Raw genomic sequence first — 17089 nt, 5'->3', positions numbered from 1 at the left:
TGAAGCCGGAAGCAACAGGTGAAATCGGAGTACCAGCAACTCGTTACAGCAGAACGCTAGTGCGGTTGAAGCAACCTCTACCTAACCGTATACGCGGACACCCCTTGTTACAGCAGAACGCTAGTGCGGTTGAAGCGTAGCCCTCGCCCGACGCGCGGAGCTGGGGCGCGTCGAGTTACAGCAGAACGCTAGTGCGGTTGAAGCGATGACGTCGGAGGTATATTGCGGCGTGTCCGCGGTTACAGCAGAACGCTAGTGCGGTTGAAGCGGGAGGTCGGGGCCGACCGTCTCGAAGGCCATCGCGTTACAGCAGAACGCTAGTGCGGTTGAAGCGGGAGGACGCCATCCGGCGCGATCTGGACGTCCGGCGGTTACAGCAGAACGCTAGTGCGGTTGAAGCGGGATGAGGTTGAAGTCCGAGAACCACTGCCTCGCCTCGTTACAGCAGAACGCTAGTGCGGTTGAAGCGAGGTATACGCGCTCAAGGGCAGGCTCGATGGCGGTGTTACAGCAGAACGCTAGTGCGGTTGAAGCGCCGCGATGATGCGCGCCGTCCTCAGTCCGGCGCGTGTTACAGCAGAACGCTAGTGCGGTTGAAGCGCGTTACGGCAGACGATGGGGAAAACGAAATCGAAGGTTACAGCAGAACGCTAGTGCGGTTGAAGCATGGCTACGGTCGAGCGACGCCCAGGAGAACCGCAGTTACAGCAGAACGCTAGTGCGGTTGAAGCCTGTACCGACTAAAAACATCCGGCTATAATCAGCCGTTACAGCAGAACGCTAGTGCGGTTGAAGCAAGTACCTGCCTGCGAAGCCGGAAACCATCGGCGTGTTACAGCAGAACGCTAGTGCGGTTGAAGCTTCTCCGAAGGTAGGACTAAGGGGCTCGGTCGTGGCGTTACAGCAGAACGCTAGTGCGGTTGAAGCTACCCTTTACCGCGCATTGAATGAACTCGAGGAGCGTTACAGCAGAACGCTAGTGCGGTTGAAGCGAGAGTGAGTCTACGGAGCTGCCGGAGTTCGCCGCGTTACAGCAGAACGCTAGTGCGGTTGAAGCTGCAGCCGCGTCCAGCTCGCGGAACGAGAACGACGTGTTACAGCAGAACGCTAGTGCGGTTGAAGCACCCAGGATTCGGAGCTGTGGCAGATCTCTCCGGCGCGGTTACAGCAGAACGCTAGTGCGGTTGAAGCTATCAGCTCGTCGACGGCGAAGCACACCAGATCGAGTTACAGCAGAACGCTAGTGCGGTTGAAGCGATTATGACCCTACGCGGGTTATGATTCGCGTTAGTTACAGCAGAACGCTAGTGCGGTTGAAGAGCGGACCTCGAAAGCCGCAACGGCGCCCGCTGGCAGTTACAGCAGAACGCTAGTGCGGTTGAAGCATATTCGGGGATGATAGGCAGCACATCCAGCAGTTGTTACAGCAGAACGCTAGTGCGGTTGAAGCGCCCCGAACTTCGAGGCTGCGGGCGACCGCGACCGTTACAGCAGAACGCTAGTGCGGTTGAAGCCGCGGGTGGGACAGCGCCGACAAGCAGGCAACTGTGTTACAGCAGAACGCTAGTGCGGTTGAAGCCGCGTTCGCGCGCAGAACTCGCATGGGGAGTCACGTTACAGCAGAACGCTAGTGCGGTTGAAGCCCGAACCCGTATTCGCGGCCTGAGCGGCCGGCGGCAGTTACAGCAGAACGCTAGTGCGGTTGAAGCCCGAGGTCCGCACGCTCGCCCACTTCCAGCACCGTTACAGCAGAACGCTAGTGCGGTTGAAGCGGATGCTGTGACGGGCTGGGGGGCGGCGGTTGCTGGGTTACAGCAGAACGCTAGAGCGGTTGCAGATTCAGGATACTGCTGTCGACGGGGGCCGAGCGAGACGCAGCAAACGCGTAGCGGACTGGTTTTGCTTGGGTCGGTGCTATCCATTTTCGCCCCCAGTATTAACCAACACTAGCCGAATATTGCGGTAGATGTTGGTTAAGTCCGTGTTAGCGGAGTGACTGCGAGCTATTTGAGCTTCTCCAGTCGTTTGAACAAGACACACTGAGGACACGTGTCTCCACGAATCAACGTTTGAACGAATTCCCCCTCCAATCTTTCCAACGGCTCGTTCACACAGGATCGGTCTCGTGTGACATTAGGGAAACTCGGTCTCTTAGCGTGCAACCCCCCGTGATTTGTGGAGCGTGGGCTAACAGTTTCGCTTAAAGAACCGAAGCCACACAGGAGAGAAAAATTAGGTGTGAACGCTAAAGGTTGGAGAATCGACTACGTAGGGCTTCGTATGCGCTACCCAACGGTCCGCGACTTCCTTCGACGAATTTTCCGGATTCGTCGCGGTCTAAGCGCTCCCCGGAATTTTCGTGGTTGTAGCGATTGCCCATTATCCTACCGTAACCGACAGCGGCGTTTCGTATAGAAGTGACGCTTGAGACGATTGGCTTGCCCCATTTGTACTGCGTCCGAAGTCAGGAACCGACCCCTAAAGGGGTGGGCTTGTCAGTGGACTCCCGCTCTGGCCACGAACCGTGGCAGGCGTGAACTCGCCATTCGCGTTCAGCGTCCCTGACTTCAGGGCCACCTGACAGTCGGCCCGTCCAGCACCAGACGTGAGCCAGTGCTGGACAAGACGCCACCCAATATTTAGAAGAATTCGTCGAGGCTTCCTTGATCTTCGTCGCCGCCACTCTGGTCGGTAATTAGCGACTCGATGTCCAGAATCGCTGGCATGTGGCCGGGTGTGAACTCGATTTCGCGGTTCTCTACGCGATCACATGCGCCGAGGTCGTCGAGCAGGTCGAATGCTGATTTCACGCGCCCGGGTTCGAGATCTCGATAGTTGAAGTGCGTCCGCAGCTCGCTCACTCCGACTGTAACCGGCTCGGATACAGCCCGTTCGCCCCACACGCGACAGATGGTAACTGCGATGCTCTCGATCTCCAGCCCGTCTGTCATCGTCACCGTCACTCGCGGCGTTTCAGCCATCTCAATCCCGGCCGATAACCACTCCTGCAGGTAGTTTGAGCCGAACTCTCCCGCGAGCACCTGCAGCGTCTGCTGGCCTTCTCGCCCAAGAACAGGGCAGTATTCCTCCAGTTCCTCTAATTGCTCTCGACAATCCTCCCACTTGTTCCGGCAGTCATCTACGTACTCGCTGTCCAACTCGTCGTAGTAGATCAACGGCTCCGTAGAGAATACGTCTCCTGAGAAGCCAAACCGGCCGTCAACGTCTATCTTGTCGATGTACTCCTCCGCAGCATCGATGGAGACTGAGTCCAGTCGCTTCGCCTGCTTAACGTCCCGCGGCTCGATGTTGTTTCCCTGTTTCACTTCGGCCAGAATGAGCGTCTCTCCGTCGTATAGGGAGAAGTCAGGCTCAACTGCAGTCTCGGTGAAGCTGTTGTCGATCGTCGGAAAGAAGTTCGTGAGTCGGTAGCCTTCGTCCAAGAAGCCACGGTCGCTGTTCCGGGCCGGATACGCGCTCAGGAAGGCGTTATAGGCGTCAATTTCGCCTCGCTGGCGGGACCAACTTTTCCCGCCGCTCACTGCGCTTTCACCCGGGTTTCCTCTTTGCTGACCGAGTACGTGGAGTCGAACGTGTCGAGAACGGTTCTACAGAACGAACGGAGGCTCAGCGCAGTCGTCGACTCACGGGCGTGGAGCACCAATTCTGTCGACTCGATGCCTAACTCGAAGACTTCCTCGTGTTCCTTGTCGTAAACGAAGAACGTGTCCTCGCCCCATCGGCCGTACTGATAGCGATTCTTCGAGAGAACCTCCTCCTCAAGCTCCTCGTCGAGGAACTCCGCCTCATCACGCTCTGGACTATGTAGCTCGATGCTCGTGAATTCGTCTACGACGAACCCCGGTTCGAGAAGCGTCCAACTCGTGTCCGCATTCACCGCGAATTGCTCAGTACCCCGCTTTACGAACTCATTCGAGATGTTGAGCAGGGTATCTGCTGCTTTCCCTTCAGACCCCTCGCGAACGCTTTCTAACTTGGCGAATCCATCATTCGATCCAGACCCTTGAATCGCCGTCGTAGGGCTGTTCTTCTGGTTGAATTCGATACGGGTTGGCGTCGCGGAGAACGCTTCCTCAGCCGTATTCAGGTCACCTGTCTCCGCGCCGTGGAACTGGAGGGTCGCATCGCGGTCTTTGTGCTGGGAGTGGTATTCTGCCGTGAACCCTGCAATTTCGGAGTCCACGATGCCCCGCATCGAATCCTCCAAATCCTTGGAGGGGAGATATACGCGCTCCAGCTGCGGGAGATATTTGATGACATTCTCGATCGTGTCTTCGAGCCACTCCTTCAGCTCGGTCGTCAGGAACCAGAGTGCGTCACCACGGTCGATGACAATAGCTTCGTCTGTCCGCTCGTAGCGAGGGGTCGTGACCTTGAGGAAGGTAATGTCCTCGTTCACCGATTCCTCTTCAATGACGACGTGCTGGAAGAAGTCCCTCGCCGCCTTCTTCGTGTTTTCATCCTCAGCAACGTCGAGACCCGCCTCCGAGAAGCGTCCCTGCAGATCTTCAGAAGAATCGACGATGTATAGCTTCAAATCGGTCGTCTTGTCGCCTCTCGTTTCCTTCTCCTCCATATCCTCACCAGACTTCGTCACCTCGCTGATGAGGTCCAACACTACGTCTCTGGTATCGGAGTTCCGGATGTCTGATGGCTCGATGTTCATATTGCTGGGTAGTTATTGAAGGCCCCTGATTAGTTTGGCCACTTACTCACAACCTACTATGTGTCAACCTTCACCTATATTATATCTTCGCCCGTAATGGGATTCAGAAATGAACCCTGCCAACCGTAGATACGCTGCATTGGAACGCTGCGGAAGGTACATCCCGCGGACTTGAGACGGTTCTACCAATGAAGACTGATGTCGTCGACGTGCCGGAGAATCCGGAGTCGTACGAGTTCACGGTCGGGCAGTGGTACCGGCGTGGCGGGCTCCACGACGCGTACAAAGGGAACCGACAGAAGGGCATCTCGTCGCCGGCGGACCACCCGATAGTCTTCGTGTTCACTGGCGACCCGGGCGAAGAGTTCGGCTACGAAGACGAGTTCCGCCAGGACGGCACGCTCGTCTACACGGGCGTCGGGCGCACGGGCGACCAAGAGATGGCGGGGATGAACAAGCGGCTGAAGAACCACCGCGAGTACGGCGACGCGGTCCACGTTTTCGAGGAGGTTCGCGAGAACCCGGTTTCCGTCGTCTCTTACGTCGGCGAGTACGAGGTCGAGAACGTCGAGCCACGCGAACTGAAAGACGAGAACGACGAGTACCGCCGCGCGTTCCAGTTCGAACTCGTACCCGTCGGTGGAACCCAAACGACGGTCGAAGTCGACGAAGGCGGCTCTCCGGAGGAGCTGTTCCACGCCGCAAAGCAGTCCGCTTCGCAGCCTGATACTACCACGGCCTCGACGCGAAGTTCGAGCGACAGCAGCCGAAGTCGATCCGAACCCGTTCGCCAGTTTGCGCTCGCCGACGCCGACGGCGTCTGTCAGGGCTGCGGTGAGAAGGCGCCGTTCGAGACTCCCGCTGGTCGACCATATCTGGAAGTCCATCACCTCTACCGGCTGAGTGATGGCGGTCTCGACGACCCCGAGAACGTCATCGCGCTATGTCCGAACTGCCACCGCCGCCGTCACGGGGGCAAGAACGGCGACGAGTTCAACCAGGAACTCATCGAGAAGGCCGAAAAGCGGAACCGCCGGATTCTATCACGCTAGTGCGGTTAAATGCGAAACGCGGTGAGAAGCGGAATATGGAGGTCTTGGGGACAGTAGACAGACTCTTGCGAGGCAGCGACCTACATGCAGGCAAGCAAGTGTCTCTCCCGACGATATTCGGAGAGAGTCTATCACATACCTCCTTCGAAATGATGGCCTAAGTAGGAGGCATCTGACCGTGTGAACTCCTTCCCGAAACGCTCGAAAACACTACTTCCAACTGACCGAGGAGGAGAAAATGGAACAGATAAGTAGTTACCCCCGGTGACACCTGAACACAGTTCCGACTATTCGTCTGTTGAGAATTTTAGCGGTCTCCGAACCGGTGTTCGCGACATCTTCCACATATATTTATACGTGATGCGCGCTGGTTGAAAGAATGTTTGGCAGTGGGATACCGGCCCTTGTAGCAGACAAGATATTTTGTGATGTCAATACCACTATCTCATATGACCTACCGTGATACCGAACGAGCCAAAGAAAAAGAGGAAACTATTCAGAATGACTTGGTTGAGGAGCTTTCTGAGTTAGATGTCGACCTTGGGGAAGAAGAATTAGAGGAGTTCGCGGATAAGATTGTTGAGGATTCAGTTCAGGTCAAAGGCCCAGAAGAAGATACGAGTATCAAACTGATGGTTTCCACGAAGACAGGAGGCAAAAGCACGAAGCCCGGTAATATCAGGTACCATCCGACTAAGATCCTTGAGATAGCTGCTTCTGGATCTTTAACTGTCGGCTCTGCTGTTGGAATGCCCGTACTCGCACCAGCTGCGGCGATAGTTCTCTGGGCCTCAGTTTGGCGAGGGTTCTCGATAGATATTACCACAGAGGAAGCATTCGTATACTGGATAATTTGGAAACATCAAGATGAGGACGGCTGGACCCCTGCTGCCACTCTCCCAGAATTTATCGATGAGGAAGTTGATGAGGTCAACTTGGAAATTGCTCTCGATGAATCTGATATTGAGCAGGCTGTTTCGAAGTTCCTTCGAATAGATGCATTACAGAAGCGGGAACATGACGGCGATATTTATTATCATCCCCGTGAGTATTGTAAAACGGCTTGGGAGTGAAAGGTGGAAATTTTCCTCCTTCAAGAATCGGTCGAAGACGAAGAGGCGGTCAGTAACAGTATGCCTGGGGCAGAACGGGCTAAACACATTCTTCGCTACCTCAGCAAGTGCGAACACGCCTCGAAGCGCCACACGCTCTTTGCGGTCTTGTGGCATACCGGCTGTCGGATGGGTGCTGCCCACTCTATGGATGTTTCCGACTTCTACCGGGAGAGTCAAGCACTGAAAATCCGGCATCGGCCTGACACTGGAACGCACCTGAAGAACAAGCAGGCTGGAGAGCGTATCTGTGCCCTCTCCGAAGAGGTGTGTGAAGTGCTGGAAGACTACATCAATGTGCCCCGTGACGAGGTGACCGACCACCACGGACGGGAACCCCTCTTCACGACTCAGTACGGACGGATGCACAGGTCGAAGATTCGGGAGATGGTGTATGCTGTTTCCCGTCTCTGTGCTTATGGGAAGGAGTGCCTACACGGTCGAGACTCTGACTCGTGTGAGGCTGGCACCTACACACAGGCATCTTCTGGTCATATCTGATTGTCTTCGTTGCGGTAATGAAGATTGATAAGAGAGGAATAATTTCTATAGGACAGGTAGCAGCGGATTGGCGTTTGAAGAAACGCCGGAGTATGATTATATGCCAGATAAAAATCTTAATGGAATATCTACCTTCTTTCAGTGGCCATATGTTGTGCTACTCGCTATATCAGCGACAGGTTTTATAATGCATGTGGTTTCTTTAGTGTTGCTGGATAATCAACATCTGGGAACTTGGTTCAGTAGACTAACTGCGGCGACTTTAGGTTCATATCTAACAGCAATAGTAGTCGATAAATCATTCAGGGACCAAGAGCAAAAAGAGAAAGAGAGAATTAAGAACATAGCATTACAGGAGTTCCGTTCTCCTTTAGCCTCACACCTCCATCTTCTCGCCAAGTGGTACACGGCAAGCCGGTCTGAAAGGCCAGAAGAGATGCCATCTTCGTGGAAAGAATTTCTTCAAAGTGACTTCCCAGAGATAATTGAGAATATGGACTTTAGTGCCTCTGCTCCTGCTGTTAAAGAGCAAAATTGGCTTACTTACAGTATGGACGAGACCCAAGAATTCAAAGAAAACGTTAATGGAATATCTACGAAATATAGGTATTCAATGGATTCTGATATGACTCACTCTTTTCAAAAATTAGAAAACTCTCCGTTGTATGGTACTATTCTGGATATGGGCCAAAATATACAGGATATGAAAGAAAGGAGCGAACCAGAACACGTGGAGAAAGAGACTAAAAAAGTCGGGCCGTTTGCGAGCGTTTCTGTTGAGCGTCATATAGACATCCTCTGCGAGATAATATCATATTATGAGGATGATGACGCTCCAGAAACCCCTGTATTTGAAAATACCAGTCTACACAATTCAAACTTCGCCCCAGCGATAGGCAGCGCTCGTTTTGACGATGTTCCGTCGTGGGCTGAAGAACTACGCAACCGCGATGACCTGTAACTGAGAGTAGAAGGGGCCTAAGAGAGTTACAGTAGAACGCTAGTGCGGTTGAAGCCTGCGTGGCTGTTCCGAATGGGTAGCTTGTAGGCGGCGTTACAGTAGAACGCTAGTGCGGTTGAAGCGCGTCTCGTGGGCGTCGTCGTTTCAGGCCGCCGTCGTTACAGTAGAACGCTAGTGCGGTTGAAGTGGTGAGTGGGCATGGCTGGTGGACTTCACGCGGCGGGTTACAGCAGAACGCTAGTGCGGTTGAAGCGACGCGTCCCGTTGGAACGTCGCCGCGTCCTTCCCACCGTGCGGAAGGTGCGACGGCGGGCATCGGGGGCCGTGGACGCCCCGACCGTGACCCAATCGACCGTTCGAGGCTATCAGGCCGATGGTCGGATGGGAGTGTCCGACTAACCCACGGGAAGCCTCGGGGCTTGACCCCGAGGCGGTTCACTGTCTGGGGATGGCGTCGACGCTCGACATCGACCTTGAGCAGGCTGTCGAGGAGAAGCTAGCTGCCAACGAGCAGCGATTCGACGAGGAGGCCGCCGAAGAGATCACCGAGCAGTTGCAGTCGTATCAGCGCTGACTACGCCGTCTCGAGGTCGAGGTCGGACTCGATGTCGTCGAGCGTCTCGATGAGTTCGCGGTTGTACTCGTTGCCGTCCTCGCCGTTGTGGACGCGGCGGTGGCAGGTGGGGCAGAGCGCGATGACGGCGTCGGGCTTGTCGGGTCCCTCGTCGCTGACTTCGAAGACGTGGTGGACTTCCAGGTACGGGTCGCCGGTGCGGCTCGTGAACGGCGCGTCCTTCCCGCAGCCCTCGCAGACGCCGTCGGCTCGTGCGCGTGCGTACGCCTTGACGGCGGCCGAGCGGTCGTACCGAGTCGTCGTGGTCGTCGTAGTCGTGGTCGTCTCGGAGCCGTCCTTCTCGGCGATTTCGCGGAGTTCCGCCAGTGACGGCTCGTCGTCTTCGTCCGCGTTGACGGAGTCGATGGTCTCGCCCTCGCCGCCGACGTACATGTCGATGGAGAGCTGCTCGCCTTCTTCGAACGCGTGGCGCGCACGGGCGCTCTCGAAGTAGTCCTCGAGGGAGCCGTGCTGGAGGCGGAGTTCGTCGACGCGCTGTTCGTCGACGCGCGTGAAGCCGAGCGGGTAGGCGATGTCGTAGCCGATGTCGTCGTGGAACGCGACGCTGTCGAGGTCGACCTCGACGGGGTCGTCGAGGTAGATGACGTACGGCCAGGTGTCGCCTTCCTTGTCCCGCCAGATGCTGCGCGCGAGGTCTTCGTTGACCTCGGTCGAGCGGACGGTCGCGATGTGCGAGTAGGTCTTGTCTCCGACGTAGAAGGCGATGATGTCGCCGGGCTCGATGGCTTCCGCGGCGGTGGCGTTCCCTTCGCCAGTTCCCCAGATGGGGATGCGCTCGCTGTCTTGAAGTTGCTCGGGGATCTCGTCCTCGTAGTCCGCGACGGAGACGCCAGTCAGGACGGTGTTCTCGAAGTGCTCTTGCGCGTGTTCGTTGCTGCACGGCGCGAGGAAGAGCCGCGGGTAGCGCCCCTCGTCGGAGCCTTCGTCTTCGCTGTCGCCTTCGAGGGCGCTGGCCGTGGATTTCGCTTCGCGCCGCTTGTTGTCGACCCGTTTGACGTACTCGCGGACGGTGCTCTTCGCGATGTCCAGCTCGGCGGCAATCTCCTGTCGTTCGAGGCCGCGTTCGCGGAGGGCCTGAACGCGCGCTTCCTGTTCGCTGAGGGCAGTCTTCTCGTGCAGTTCCTCGACTCGGTCGGTGATGTCTTTCTCACTCATTTGTGGACGCATACTGTAGTCAATGCGGATAGCTATTAAAACTTACTCCGCCACACATTCTGTCCACACTACATCCTCGATGATGTCGCCGGTTCGGGCAAGTATGAACCGGACTCAGACGCCCTCGGTATTCAGCACGTGCTCGGGGTAGAGGTCGGAGGCGAGGTCGATGAGGTAGTACTCGAGTGCTTCCAGCGAAGTTTCGAAGCCGTAGAACGGCCCGGTGTCGTCTTCGCGCCACGCTCGCACCCAGAAGTACACCGGCTCGCGTAGCGTCCGCGAATCGCCCTCGAAGAGCGCGTCCGCCCACGCCTGATACTTCCCCCGCGGATCGTCGTCGCGGTTGACACTAGAGTCGTCGTGGTGGTCAAGGAGGGCGGCGCTCAGCTCCCCGAGGTGGTAGGCGTAGCCGTCGCCCCAGCGCGCGAACTTCGACCGGTTCGTCCGGACGTTCTTCAGGTTCGCGCTCAGCCGCTCGTCGTCGCGCCCGTACTTGCCCGCTTTCCCCACGTACCGCGGGACGACGGTGTCGCCGTCAAGCGTGTACATGAGGTAGATGACGCCCTCGTAGGTGTCGTCATCGTGCTGCCAGTCCTCGACGACCTTCCGCCCTTCCGTCGCGAGCAACTCCTCCATCTCCTGACTGCGCTCGAGGATCGGTCGGTCGTCCTGCCCGTGGGCCTTCACTTGGACGACGCCCTCCTCGTCAGTCTCGAACAGCGGCACTGGGTCGCCAGTGTCGACGTACTTCGAGACCCAGTCGTCCCACACCTCGCGTTTCGTCACGGAGTCCTCGTCCATCTCGTCGAACCTGTTTTCCGTCGTGCAAAGTGTCTATCGGAGACACCCTCTGGGAGTTCGCTTTCGGCGCTCCTGACGCGGACGTGAATCTCGCGTGTGTCGCGAGTACGGGAGCGCTCGCGGTCGTTTGCTCGCCCGTACGTACCAGTACGAACGCGGGCGCTCGTAGATGCGCGAACGGCCGCGAGAGCGCGCGAGCGGCGGCGCGTCCGGCGCGGTACCGCGCCGGTGCGCTCGTCCACGGGGTGTGGATGTGAACGCGGGTGCGCACCCCCGGTACGCCCGCGTCGGGCACGTATTCACACTCGCGCGTTTACGAACCGTACGAAGGCACGCGAATCACTGTATAGAGTGCGTGAAAGTTACTACGCGATATAGTACAGTATACATAGAACACCACACAGTGACCAATCCAAATCACATCTGGACCGCTACCCGATGGAGTAGTTGACATCCGTTTCGACGTGTCCGCGGGAACTCCGATTGCGGTCTGGGATGCCTCAAATCGAATCTGATTCGCCACCCCTCGGCCCACTTTCCACGAGACGCCCGACTCCCTTGAGTGGGTCTGTGGTGGCTAACTACTAAACCGGCAAGCCGCGAACTATCACCTAATGGACGCGTTCATCGGGCAAGGATTCAGCACAGACAGCGAATCCGCGGGCCAGCTTCTCGACGACCCGGAGATTTCCTCGATCGGGGACGCCGTCGAAGCGTCGCTGGCTGACTCACGGTTCAATCGAGCAGTCGCTGCCGTCGCATTTGCGACCGAGAAAGGTGTCCAGCACCTCAAAGCGATGGTCCAGTCTGGAAGCGTCGACGACGTGGAAGTCTACGTCGGAGTCGACGAGAAAGTCACCACGAAAGACGCACTTGAGGGAATTCTGGAGTCGGGCCTGAGCGGCTTCATCTATCACGCCGGCAGCACGTACCACCCCAAGCTGTTCTACTTCGATGGACCTGAGCGAGTACGCGTGCTCGTCGGGTCCGGAAATCTGACGCAAGATGGGTTGTACACCAATTATGAGGCCGCCTTCTTAGCTGAGGTCGACAAGAACGCCGACGCAGTCGCCGACCTCGAACAGTACCTCGAACAGATCGAGCGTCATGGGAACACCCTCTCTGACGACCTCATCAGCGACTTAGTCGACGATGGGAAAGTCAATACTGAGGCGGAACAACGTCAGCAACGCGCTGCCGAGTCGAATTCGACTGAGGGCGCGTCTGGGGAAGGCTCCCCCTCGTATAAGGCGGACGTGCCGAGACAGAGTGCTCCATCTCTGTCTTCCTCCGGGTCTTCGGGAAGATCTACTCCGAGCGAGGAATCGAGTGAAGGGACGCACAAGTTAGAGTCGCTGGACGAATACCAGTTGGAGCGAGAGGAGATGCCGGACATTCCCCCGGTTAGGACGTTCCCGACGAAGACTGACCGGGACTACTACAAGCAGCTGATTAGCGAGAACGACAACCAGGTCAACTTCATGCGGCGAATCATCCGGGAGGAAGGCCGAATCCGGAAGGGCGAGCTGAAAGACATCCTGCGTGAGCAGCTCGATGTGAACATTTCGGGGAGCTTTGATGCCGACCTACGCGTTCTGTGGCGGACGACCGACGAGGTCCGCAGAGAGGGCCGCGGTGACGATCAGATGCTCATCTGGACGGGAGAGTAGCGGGCGGGCTCGTACACACGAGTCCGTTTCACGGGCTAAATTTGGGTTACTGGAACTGCTATATCGGGGTGATTTCAGGGAATCTGGTCCAGTTAGAGTTGCTTCGGTTGTAGTTCGAGGATGATCGACGGTGGATATGCACACGAGCGAGTACGGGCTTGTGTGCGTATTCGGAAACGAATTCTCTGGGGTGTTGGTTAAAGCAGTGATTGAGGGGGGATAAGCACTCACGACTCACAACCTATCCATAGTGAATATGTTTAGCGGCTCTATAGACTTCGCTTATTCCGTAATTGAGCCGAGACCGTTCGATGTTAACCCAGAATAGAAACCGTCCCGTCAACCAACTGGGGTGTAAGAAGCCCCACGCCGATGAGTAAGACGCCTAGAATAGCGACGACGAGTAGTCGCACCCAGTCGTTACTTTCCTCCGATAACACAACACCGAGTCCCGAAAACGCGACCACTAATCCTCCAGTCAATACAAGAGACACCCGGCTTGCGTCCGCGACAGATAGCGTACTCAGGATTGCCTGTGCCGATGTAACTACTACTGCAATGAGGCCCGCGAAGAAGCCGATCGAGCGGAGTGTCTGATTTCGGAATCGTTCCATTCGCTCCTTGAGTTCGTTCTCGAGTTCTTCAGTTGAACTCTTGAAATCCTCTAATTCACTCTTCGCTTCTTCAAGAGCCCTGTCTGCACGTTCGGCGTTTCGTCGTGTCTCCCTCAGACTGTTCAACTGTTTATAGTAGTTGTACGCATCACCAGCGTCGGAATCCTCCTCCTCTGGGTGCAATTCCAGTGCCCTGTTGATTTCCTTCTCTGCGGTCTCAAAGTCGTCCATCAATTCTAAAATCTCACTTCGGATTGCGTGGAACTCCGAATCGTCAGGGGAGAGAGTAACAGCCTTCTGCGAATATTCCTTGGCAACAGATAGCACTTCGCTACGTTCCTCTGGTAGAGTGTTGATGTTCAAGGATTCGGTTGGACCACTGTAGTAGAAGTCTGCCACTCCCTGTGCAAAGTTAGAGTAGAATCGTGGATTGGTGCAAGAGTCGTCGATAATGCTGTCAATAGAGGAGATCGCCGTTCGGTAGTGGTCGGTCTTGAACCCACGAAGATAGACTTCCGAACGTAGATACTGATAAATCGGCCGATCAGAGAATTCTCGTTCGAACTCAGTTAGATCTTGTCTGAGGGTGAAGAAGTCAGCCGTACCATCTAGTGAAACCCGGATTAACATATAGAACGCGCCAAAGATGACCTCTCTGCGGAAAGGTCCCATTGGAGAGTCGCCCAAATCCATTGGCGACGAAGTTGCACTCTCAGGAATTAACAATTCTAGTAGGTCGTTTCTGTGAATCCGCGATACGTGCTTTGATTGCGAACAGTACCTATTGAGATAACCAATGTATTCAGGGTCAGTTGTTGACAGACGACTGTTTTCAATCAGTTCAGAGACCTCGCGTAGATAGTTCACGAGAACTTTCAGCTTCTCGCTCCTTGGTGTCTCAATTCCACCATCAAAATAATCCTCTAATTCTGGTATCGTTCTATAGTCCATAGTGTGCAGTCCTCTTCCACCTCGGATAATAATTCGTCATTCGCACTTCCTCTTCCCGTCGATTATGTCGGGGAACAGCTATACGTGGAAGTCCTCGCCGCAACTGTTACAGTAGAACGCTAGTGCGGTTGAACCTTGCAGGCAAACCGTTCAACACGAACGGCGTCACCAACTTGATGAGGTACGTCTCCGCACCATTCGTCTTTAGCTAAGCCGACAGAGCCGAGTGAACGCCGTTCTGGCAGATCAATGAATCCTCACGAGAACCGCTTAGTCTCCCAAATCAATCTCAACACCCGGCAAATTGGCCCCCACGTCGACCCCGATACCGTCTTGTGATTATACGTTTAGCTAAAGACGGATAGTCTCCGCACTTTCAAGCCGCGAGTAATCCAGTTCATCAAGGTCAACCATCTGCGTATCCCTTCGGCTCGACCTCACCGTAGCCCTAGTTGCGCTTGCCACCGAACTGGAGATTTCATGCTGGTATGCAAGTGGAATGCGCGTATCCCACAACTGAGCACCTATATCTCAGTTATTTACCTCACTTCGGACTGGAAGAAGAAGGGACCAAATAACTGGGATGGAAAGCACTGCAGACACACCCAACAAAAGCAAGAGGTTCCCGATAATTCCTACTTTTTCTAAAAGAATACCAGAGATTGATGTAACCGTGGCAATTTGGAACGTCCCAAATACAACACCAAGAATCCCCAAGAGTGAAACTGAGATTTGTTTTTGGAAAATATACCATCTATCCCGCCGCACATTAACTCCATCAAAGTTGCTTACTTCAATGTTGTCACGGATTGTGCTGGGGACCTGCACTGTGAGTGGTTCCGTGTCGTCGTCTGATGTGGGAAGACACTGTACGGATTCCTTTTTGCCTTTCCATTCAATTGTCAGGCGGTCGTTCTCCTCTACTCCTAGGTAACCCATAGTAGATTCATTGACTCTAATGATCCCCCTGTATTCGTCCTGATCATTCCCTTGTTTCACTCTTAGCAGTACCTGGCGGGAACCAACGAAGAACTCTAGCAGCTTATCATGAAATTTACCAAAAACTCCAGGAATGAGTGTGCTTTTATTTTCATCATCAGCATCCACTACGGGCCGTACCCTCACAGTTTCTCCAAAGTCTATATCAAGTATATCTCTTGAATGGAGATCTATACGAACTTTCTCCGGATTCTGATCGCTCTCAAACAAGGTATCTGCGATGAGTTTTACTCGACCGCCTGTTTGCGTATTGTATACTTCAACTTCGTTCCCCTTTTCTATATTCATCTTAGAAAGCACGTCTGGATCCAAATAGCAAACACCCTGATAAGGATCTGAATATGGCCGATAGACTGTGAGAGAGTCTGAACAGGGTGTATCTATTGGTTCAATTTTGATCTTATCTTTAACCTCAAGGTCTGGATTAATCCCTTTCATCAAATTCGTACTTATTGCAACAACTTTTGAATCTCCCTTGTAATCACTTGAGAAGGGGATTGCATAGAGAATTTTTCCGCTCTCGCCATTCTCATATCTTGCTCGGATGTAACAGTACGGGTCTACATTCATCTCCTTAAACATGCTTGGCGGCAATACAATTGCATTCCCGAGCATATGTTCCCGTTTCTGGTAGCAGTCTGGTGAAAAATCAGAAGCTGGTCTGAGACAAGTGACTTAAACACTGTCTGACATCCAATATCATATAAATAATAGACTATTTCAATGTAAATGTTCGGTACGATTAGAATACTTGAATATTTGCCATCTCTCCAAACCAACTTCAACTCAACACTTTGTTCACACAGGATCCCAATCTCGCGTGCATATCTCGGAAATCAGCCCTCTTAGCGTGCAACCGGGTGGTTGTGTGGGGAAATTATTGTGAACTGACCTAGTTGCTGTCTCGATTCCTAACTCCTTCTCGGTCTTCTTCCGGTAGTGACTCCCAGAACTCCTCGACTTCCTTATCTCGCCCTAATGTTTGATCTACAATGTAGTTAGTTAGCTTAAAAAGAGCATGTGCCATCTCACTATTATCATCCATTTCCATTCTTCCTGGATGAACCGAATTATTCCCCGTAATCCGTACGCCATCTAGCATCTTCTTAGTTCGGTTCCCTATTTTTCCGTCTTCAACCAAATGTGCGATATCGTTGTTTATGCCGTTTCCTGGTGTCTCAAGATGATTCTCTAAGAGGCGTTGGATACCTAATCGTAGTAAGGCCGCCGCAGCACGTGGGGATGAGTCGACGATTTCACGTGCTTCGTTGAAGTCACGCGCCACCTCTTCAGGCATCTCGTTATGTGGTCGTGGTGCTGTCGAGGAAATTGGATATCGTAGTTTCTGCTCAGCCCAAATTGAGTATGAGCCGCATTTTGCACATCTTGAGGTAACAAATCCAGTTATAACGTTGTTATGTGTTGCTTTACTCCATGTTTGTTTAGCATATGCTCCACAATGTGGGCAATTGAATGCATTTTCATTGAACTCTGGGGGAACATATTCTGATTCCATGCTTAGACTTTGTTGATTTATCTTTGGTAGTTTTTCCGGAGATGGTCTCGAACTTTCCTTCGGCGAATATAGGTCCAATAAATTCAATAACCACGAACTTGAGGTGGATGTGTATGATTCCCGACCGACAAATCCGCGTTGCAAGATGGCTCAAAGAAGAAGGCGATAGGAAAGTCATAGATCGGGACTACTATTATATTAATGACGAATCTGAAGAAGAGGTTCGCGTCTATTACGTAGAAATAGATGGTAAACTAGGAGCTGATCCGCCGGCAGATGTCAGCTTCAATTTTGGCCCAAAAGAATGGGTGAAATCCTACGATGCGATTGAAACTGAATTCGAATCCCGGGACTTGCAACCCCTCTCGTAGTCGGAAGACACTGGCCTAGGAAGTGTAGTGATCAACTGCGTGCTCTACTATAAGGACGTGACGAG

General features: G+C 54.1%; 14 protein-coding genes, 1 pseudogene and 1 CRISPR repeat array (1 of these 16 running past the window's edge). Of the genes and pseudogenes, 8 read left to right on the top strand and 7 right to left on the bottom strand.

The window, feature by feature from the left end:
- Window positions 1-1838: a CRISPR direct-repeat array (repeat unit 30 nt; unit sequence GTTACAGCAGAACGCTAGTGCGGTTGAAGC); it reaches 1933 nt to the left of the window's first position.
- 801 nt (window positions 1839-2639) lie between these two features.
- On the bottom strand, window positions 2640-3542 hold the full coding sequence (locus tag HHUB_RS14005) for a hypothetical protein (protein WP_059058591.1): 903 nt from the start codon (window positions 3540-3542) through the stop codon (window positions 2640-2642).
- Complete coding sequence (locus tag HHUB_RS14000; RefSeq protein WP_059058589.1) at window positions 3539-4687, bottom strand: hypothetical protein; 1149 nt, start codon at window positions 4685-4687, stop codon at window positions 3539-3541. Before HHUB_RS14000 ends, HHUB_RS14005 begins: the two co-directional genes overlap by 4 nt.
- A 188-nt stretch (window positions 4688-4875) precedes the next feature.
- Between HHUB_RS14000 and HHUB_RS13995 the strand changes: the two genes are divergently transcribed.
- From HHUB_RS13995 to HHUB_RS17550, 6 genes and pseudogenes are all read left to right on the top strand, one after another.
- Window positions 4876-5739: an HNH endonuclease gene (locus tag HHUB_RS13995; protein ID WP_059058587.1), complete on the top strand. Its 864-nt coding sequence runs from the start codon at window positions 4876-4878 to the stop codon at window positions 5737-5739.
- 449 nt (window positions 5740-6188) lie between these two features.
- Window positions 6189-6812, top strand: coding sequence for a hypothetical protein (locus tag HHUB_RS16755; protein WP_157534016.1), 624 nt, complete (start codon window positions 6189-6191; stop codon window positions 6810-6812).
- Window positions 6813-6815: 3 nt separating this feature from the next.
- Entirely contained in the window at window positions 6816-7352 is a 537-nt protein-coding gene (locus tag HHUB_RS16160) for a tyrosine-type recombinase/integrase (protein ID WP_082687274.1), read from the top strand.
- Window positions 7353-7419: 67 nt separating this feature from the next.
- Window positions 7420-8313: a hypothetical protein gene (locus HHUB_RS16750; RefSeq protein WP_157534015.1), complete on the top strand. Its 894-nt coding sequence runs from the start codon at window positions 7420-7422 to the stop codon at window positions 8311-8313.
- A gap of 282 nt (window positions 8314-8595) precedes the next feature.
- Window positions 8596-8712: pseudogene (locus tag HHUB_RS17385) on the top strand (radical SAM protein); the annotation flags it as partial.
- A 49-nt stretch (window positions 8713-8761) separates the two neighbouring features.
- The gene (locus tag HHUB_RS17550; protein ID WP_272948288.1) at window positions 8762-8887 is read left to right on the top strand and encodes a hypothetical protein; all 126 of its coding nucleotides are present in this window, start codon (window positions 8762-8764) and stop codon (window positions 8885-8887) included.
- Here HHUB_RS17550 and HHUB_RS17380 read toward each other — a convergent pair whose 3' ends face one another.
- Together HHUB_RS17380 and HHUB_RS13975 are read right to left on the bottom strand one after the other, a co-directional pair.
- On the bottom strand, window positions 8888-10102 hold the full coding sequence (locus HHUB_RS17380; protein WP_059058582.1) for an HNH endonuclease: 1215 nt from the start codon (window positions 10100-10102) through the stop codon (window positions 8888-8890).
- A 114-nt stretch (window positions 10103-10216) separates the two neighbouring features.
- Window positions 10217-10903, bottom strand: coding sequence for a hypothetical protein (locus HHUB_RS13975; protein ID WP_059058580.1), 687 nt, complete (start codon window positions 10901-10903; stop codon window positions 10217-10219).
- A 614-nt stretch (window positions 10904-11517) separates the two neighbouring features.
- Here HHUB_RS13975 and HHUB_RS13970 point away from each other — a divergent pair.
- A complete protein-coding gene (locus HHUB_RS13970; protein ID WP_059058579.1) occupies window positions 11518-12573 on the top strand; it encodes a phospholipase D family protein in 1056 nt (351 codons plus the stop codon).
- 314 nt (window positions 12574-12887) lie between these two features.
- Here the strand turns inward: HHUB_RS13970 and HHUB_RS13965 are convergent, their stop codons facing one another.
- From HHUB_RS13965 to HHUB_RS16145, 3 genes are all read right to left on the bottom strand, one after another.
- On the bottom strand, window positions 12888-14138 hold the full coding sequence (locus HHUB_RS13965) for a hypothetical protein (RefSeq protein WP_157534014.1): 1251 nt from the start codon (window positions 14136-14138) through the stop codon (window positions 12888-12890).
- Window positions 14139-14669: 531 nt separating this feature from the next.
- On the bottom strand, window positions 14670-15752 hold the full coding sequence (locus HHUB_RS16150; protein WP_082687272.1) for a hypothetical protein: 1083 nt from the start codon (window positions 15750-15752) through the stop codon (window positions 14670-14672).
- Between the two features lie 277 nt (window positions 15753-16029).
- The gene (locus tag HHUB_RS16145; RefSeq protein ID WP_082687271.1) at window positions 16030-16653 is read right to left on the bottom strand and encodes a DUF4145 domain-containing protein; all 624 of its coding nucleotides are present in this window, start codon (window positions 16651-16653) and stop codon (window positions 16030-16032) included.
- 113 nt (window positions 16654-16766) lie between these two features.
- Here HHUB_RS16145 and HHUB_RS16740 point away from each other — a divergent pair, with 113 nt between their 5' ends.
- On the top strand, window positions 16767-17024 hold the full coding sequence (locus tag HHUB_RS16740) for a hypothetical protein (RefSeq protein ID WP_157534013.1): 258 nt from the start codon (window positions 16767-16769) through the stop codon (window positions 17022-17024).
- Window positions 17025-17089: the final 65 nt, after the last annotated feature.

It is taken from the genome of Halobacterium hubeiense (assembly GCF_001488575.1).
In the GTDB taxonomy this organism is placed as follows: Archaea; Halobacteriota; Halobacteria; order Halobacteriales; family Halobacteriaceae; genus Halobacterium; species Halobacterium hubeiense.
Note: the sequence above shows the minus strand (reverse complement) of the source record. Positions and strands in the feature narration are given on the sequence as shown.

Coding starts and splice junctions, on each gene's coding strand:
- HHUB_RS13995 (WP_059058587.1), top strand. CDS start 4,876: ATGAAGACTGATGTCGTCGACGTGCCGGAGAATCCGGAGTCGTACGAG.
- HHUB_RS16755 (WP_157534016.1), top strand. CDS start 6,189: ATGACCTACCGTGATACCGAACGAGCCAAAGAAAAAGAGGAAACTATT.
- HHUB_RS13975 (WP_059058580.1), bottom strand. CDS start 10,903: ATGGACGAGGACTCCGTGACGAAACGCGAGGTGTGGGACGACTGGGTC.
- HHUB_RS17380 (WP_059058582.1), bottom strand. CDS start 10,102: ATGAGTGAGAAAGACATCACCGACCGAGTCGAGGAACTGCACGAGAAG.
- HHUB_RS16145 (WP_082687271.1), bottom strand. CDS start 16,653: ATGGAATCAGAATATGTTCCCCCAGAGTTCAATGAAAATGCATTCAAT.
- HHUB_RS16740 (WP_157534013.1), top strand. CDS start 16,767: ATGATTCCCGACCGACAAATCCGCGTTGCAAGATGGCTCAAAGAAGAA.
- HHUB_RS16150 (WP_082687272.1), bottom strand. CDS start 15,752: ATGCTCGGGAATGCAATTGTATTGCCGCCAAGCATGTTTAAGGAGATG.
- HHUB_RS13970 (WP_059058579.1), top strand. CDS start 11,518: ATGGACGCGTTCATCGGGCAAGGATTCAGCACAGACAGCGAATCCGCG.
- HHUB_RS17550 (WP_272948288.1), top strand. CDS start 8,762: ATGGCGTCGACGCTCGACATCGACCTTGAGCAGGCTGTCGAGGAGAAG.
- HHUB_RS14000 (WP_059058589.1), bottom strand. CDS start 4,687: ATGAACATCGAGCCATCAGACATCCGGAACTCCGATACCAGAGACGTA.
- HHUB_RS13965 (WP_157534014.1), bottom strand. CDS start 14,138: ATGGACTATAGAACGATACCAGAATTAGAGGATTATTTTGATGGTGGA.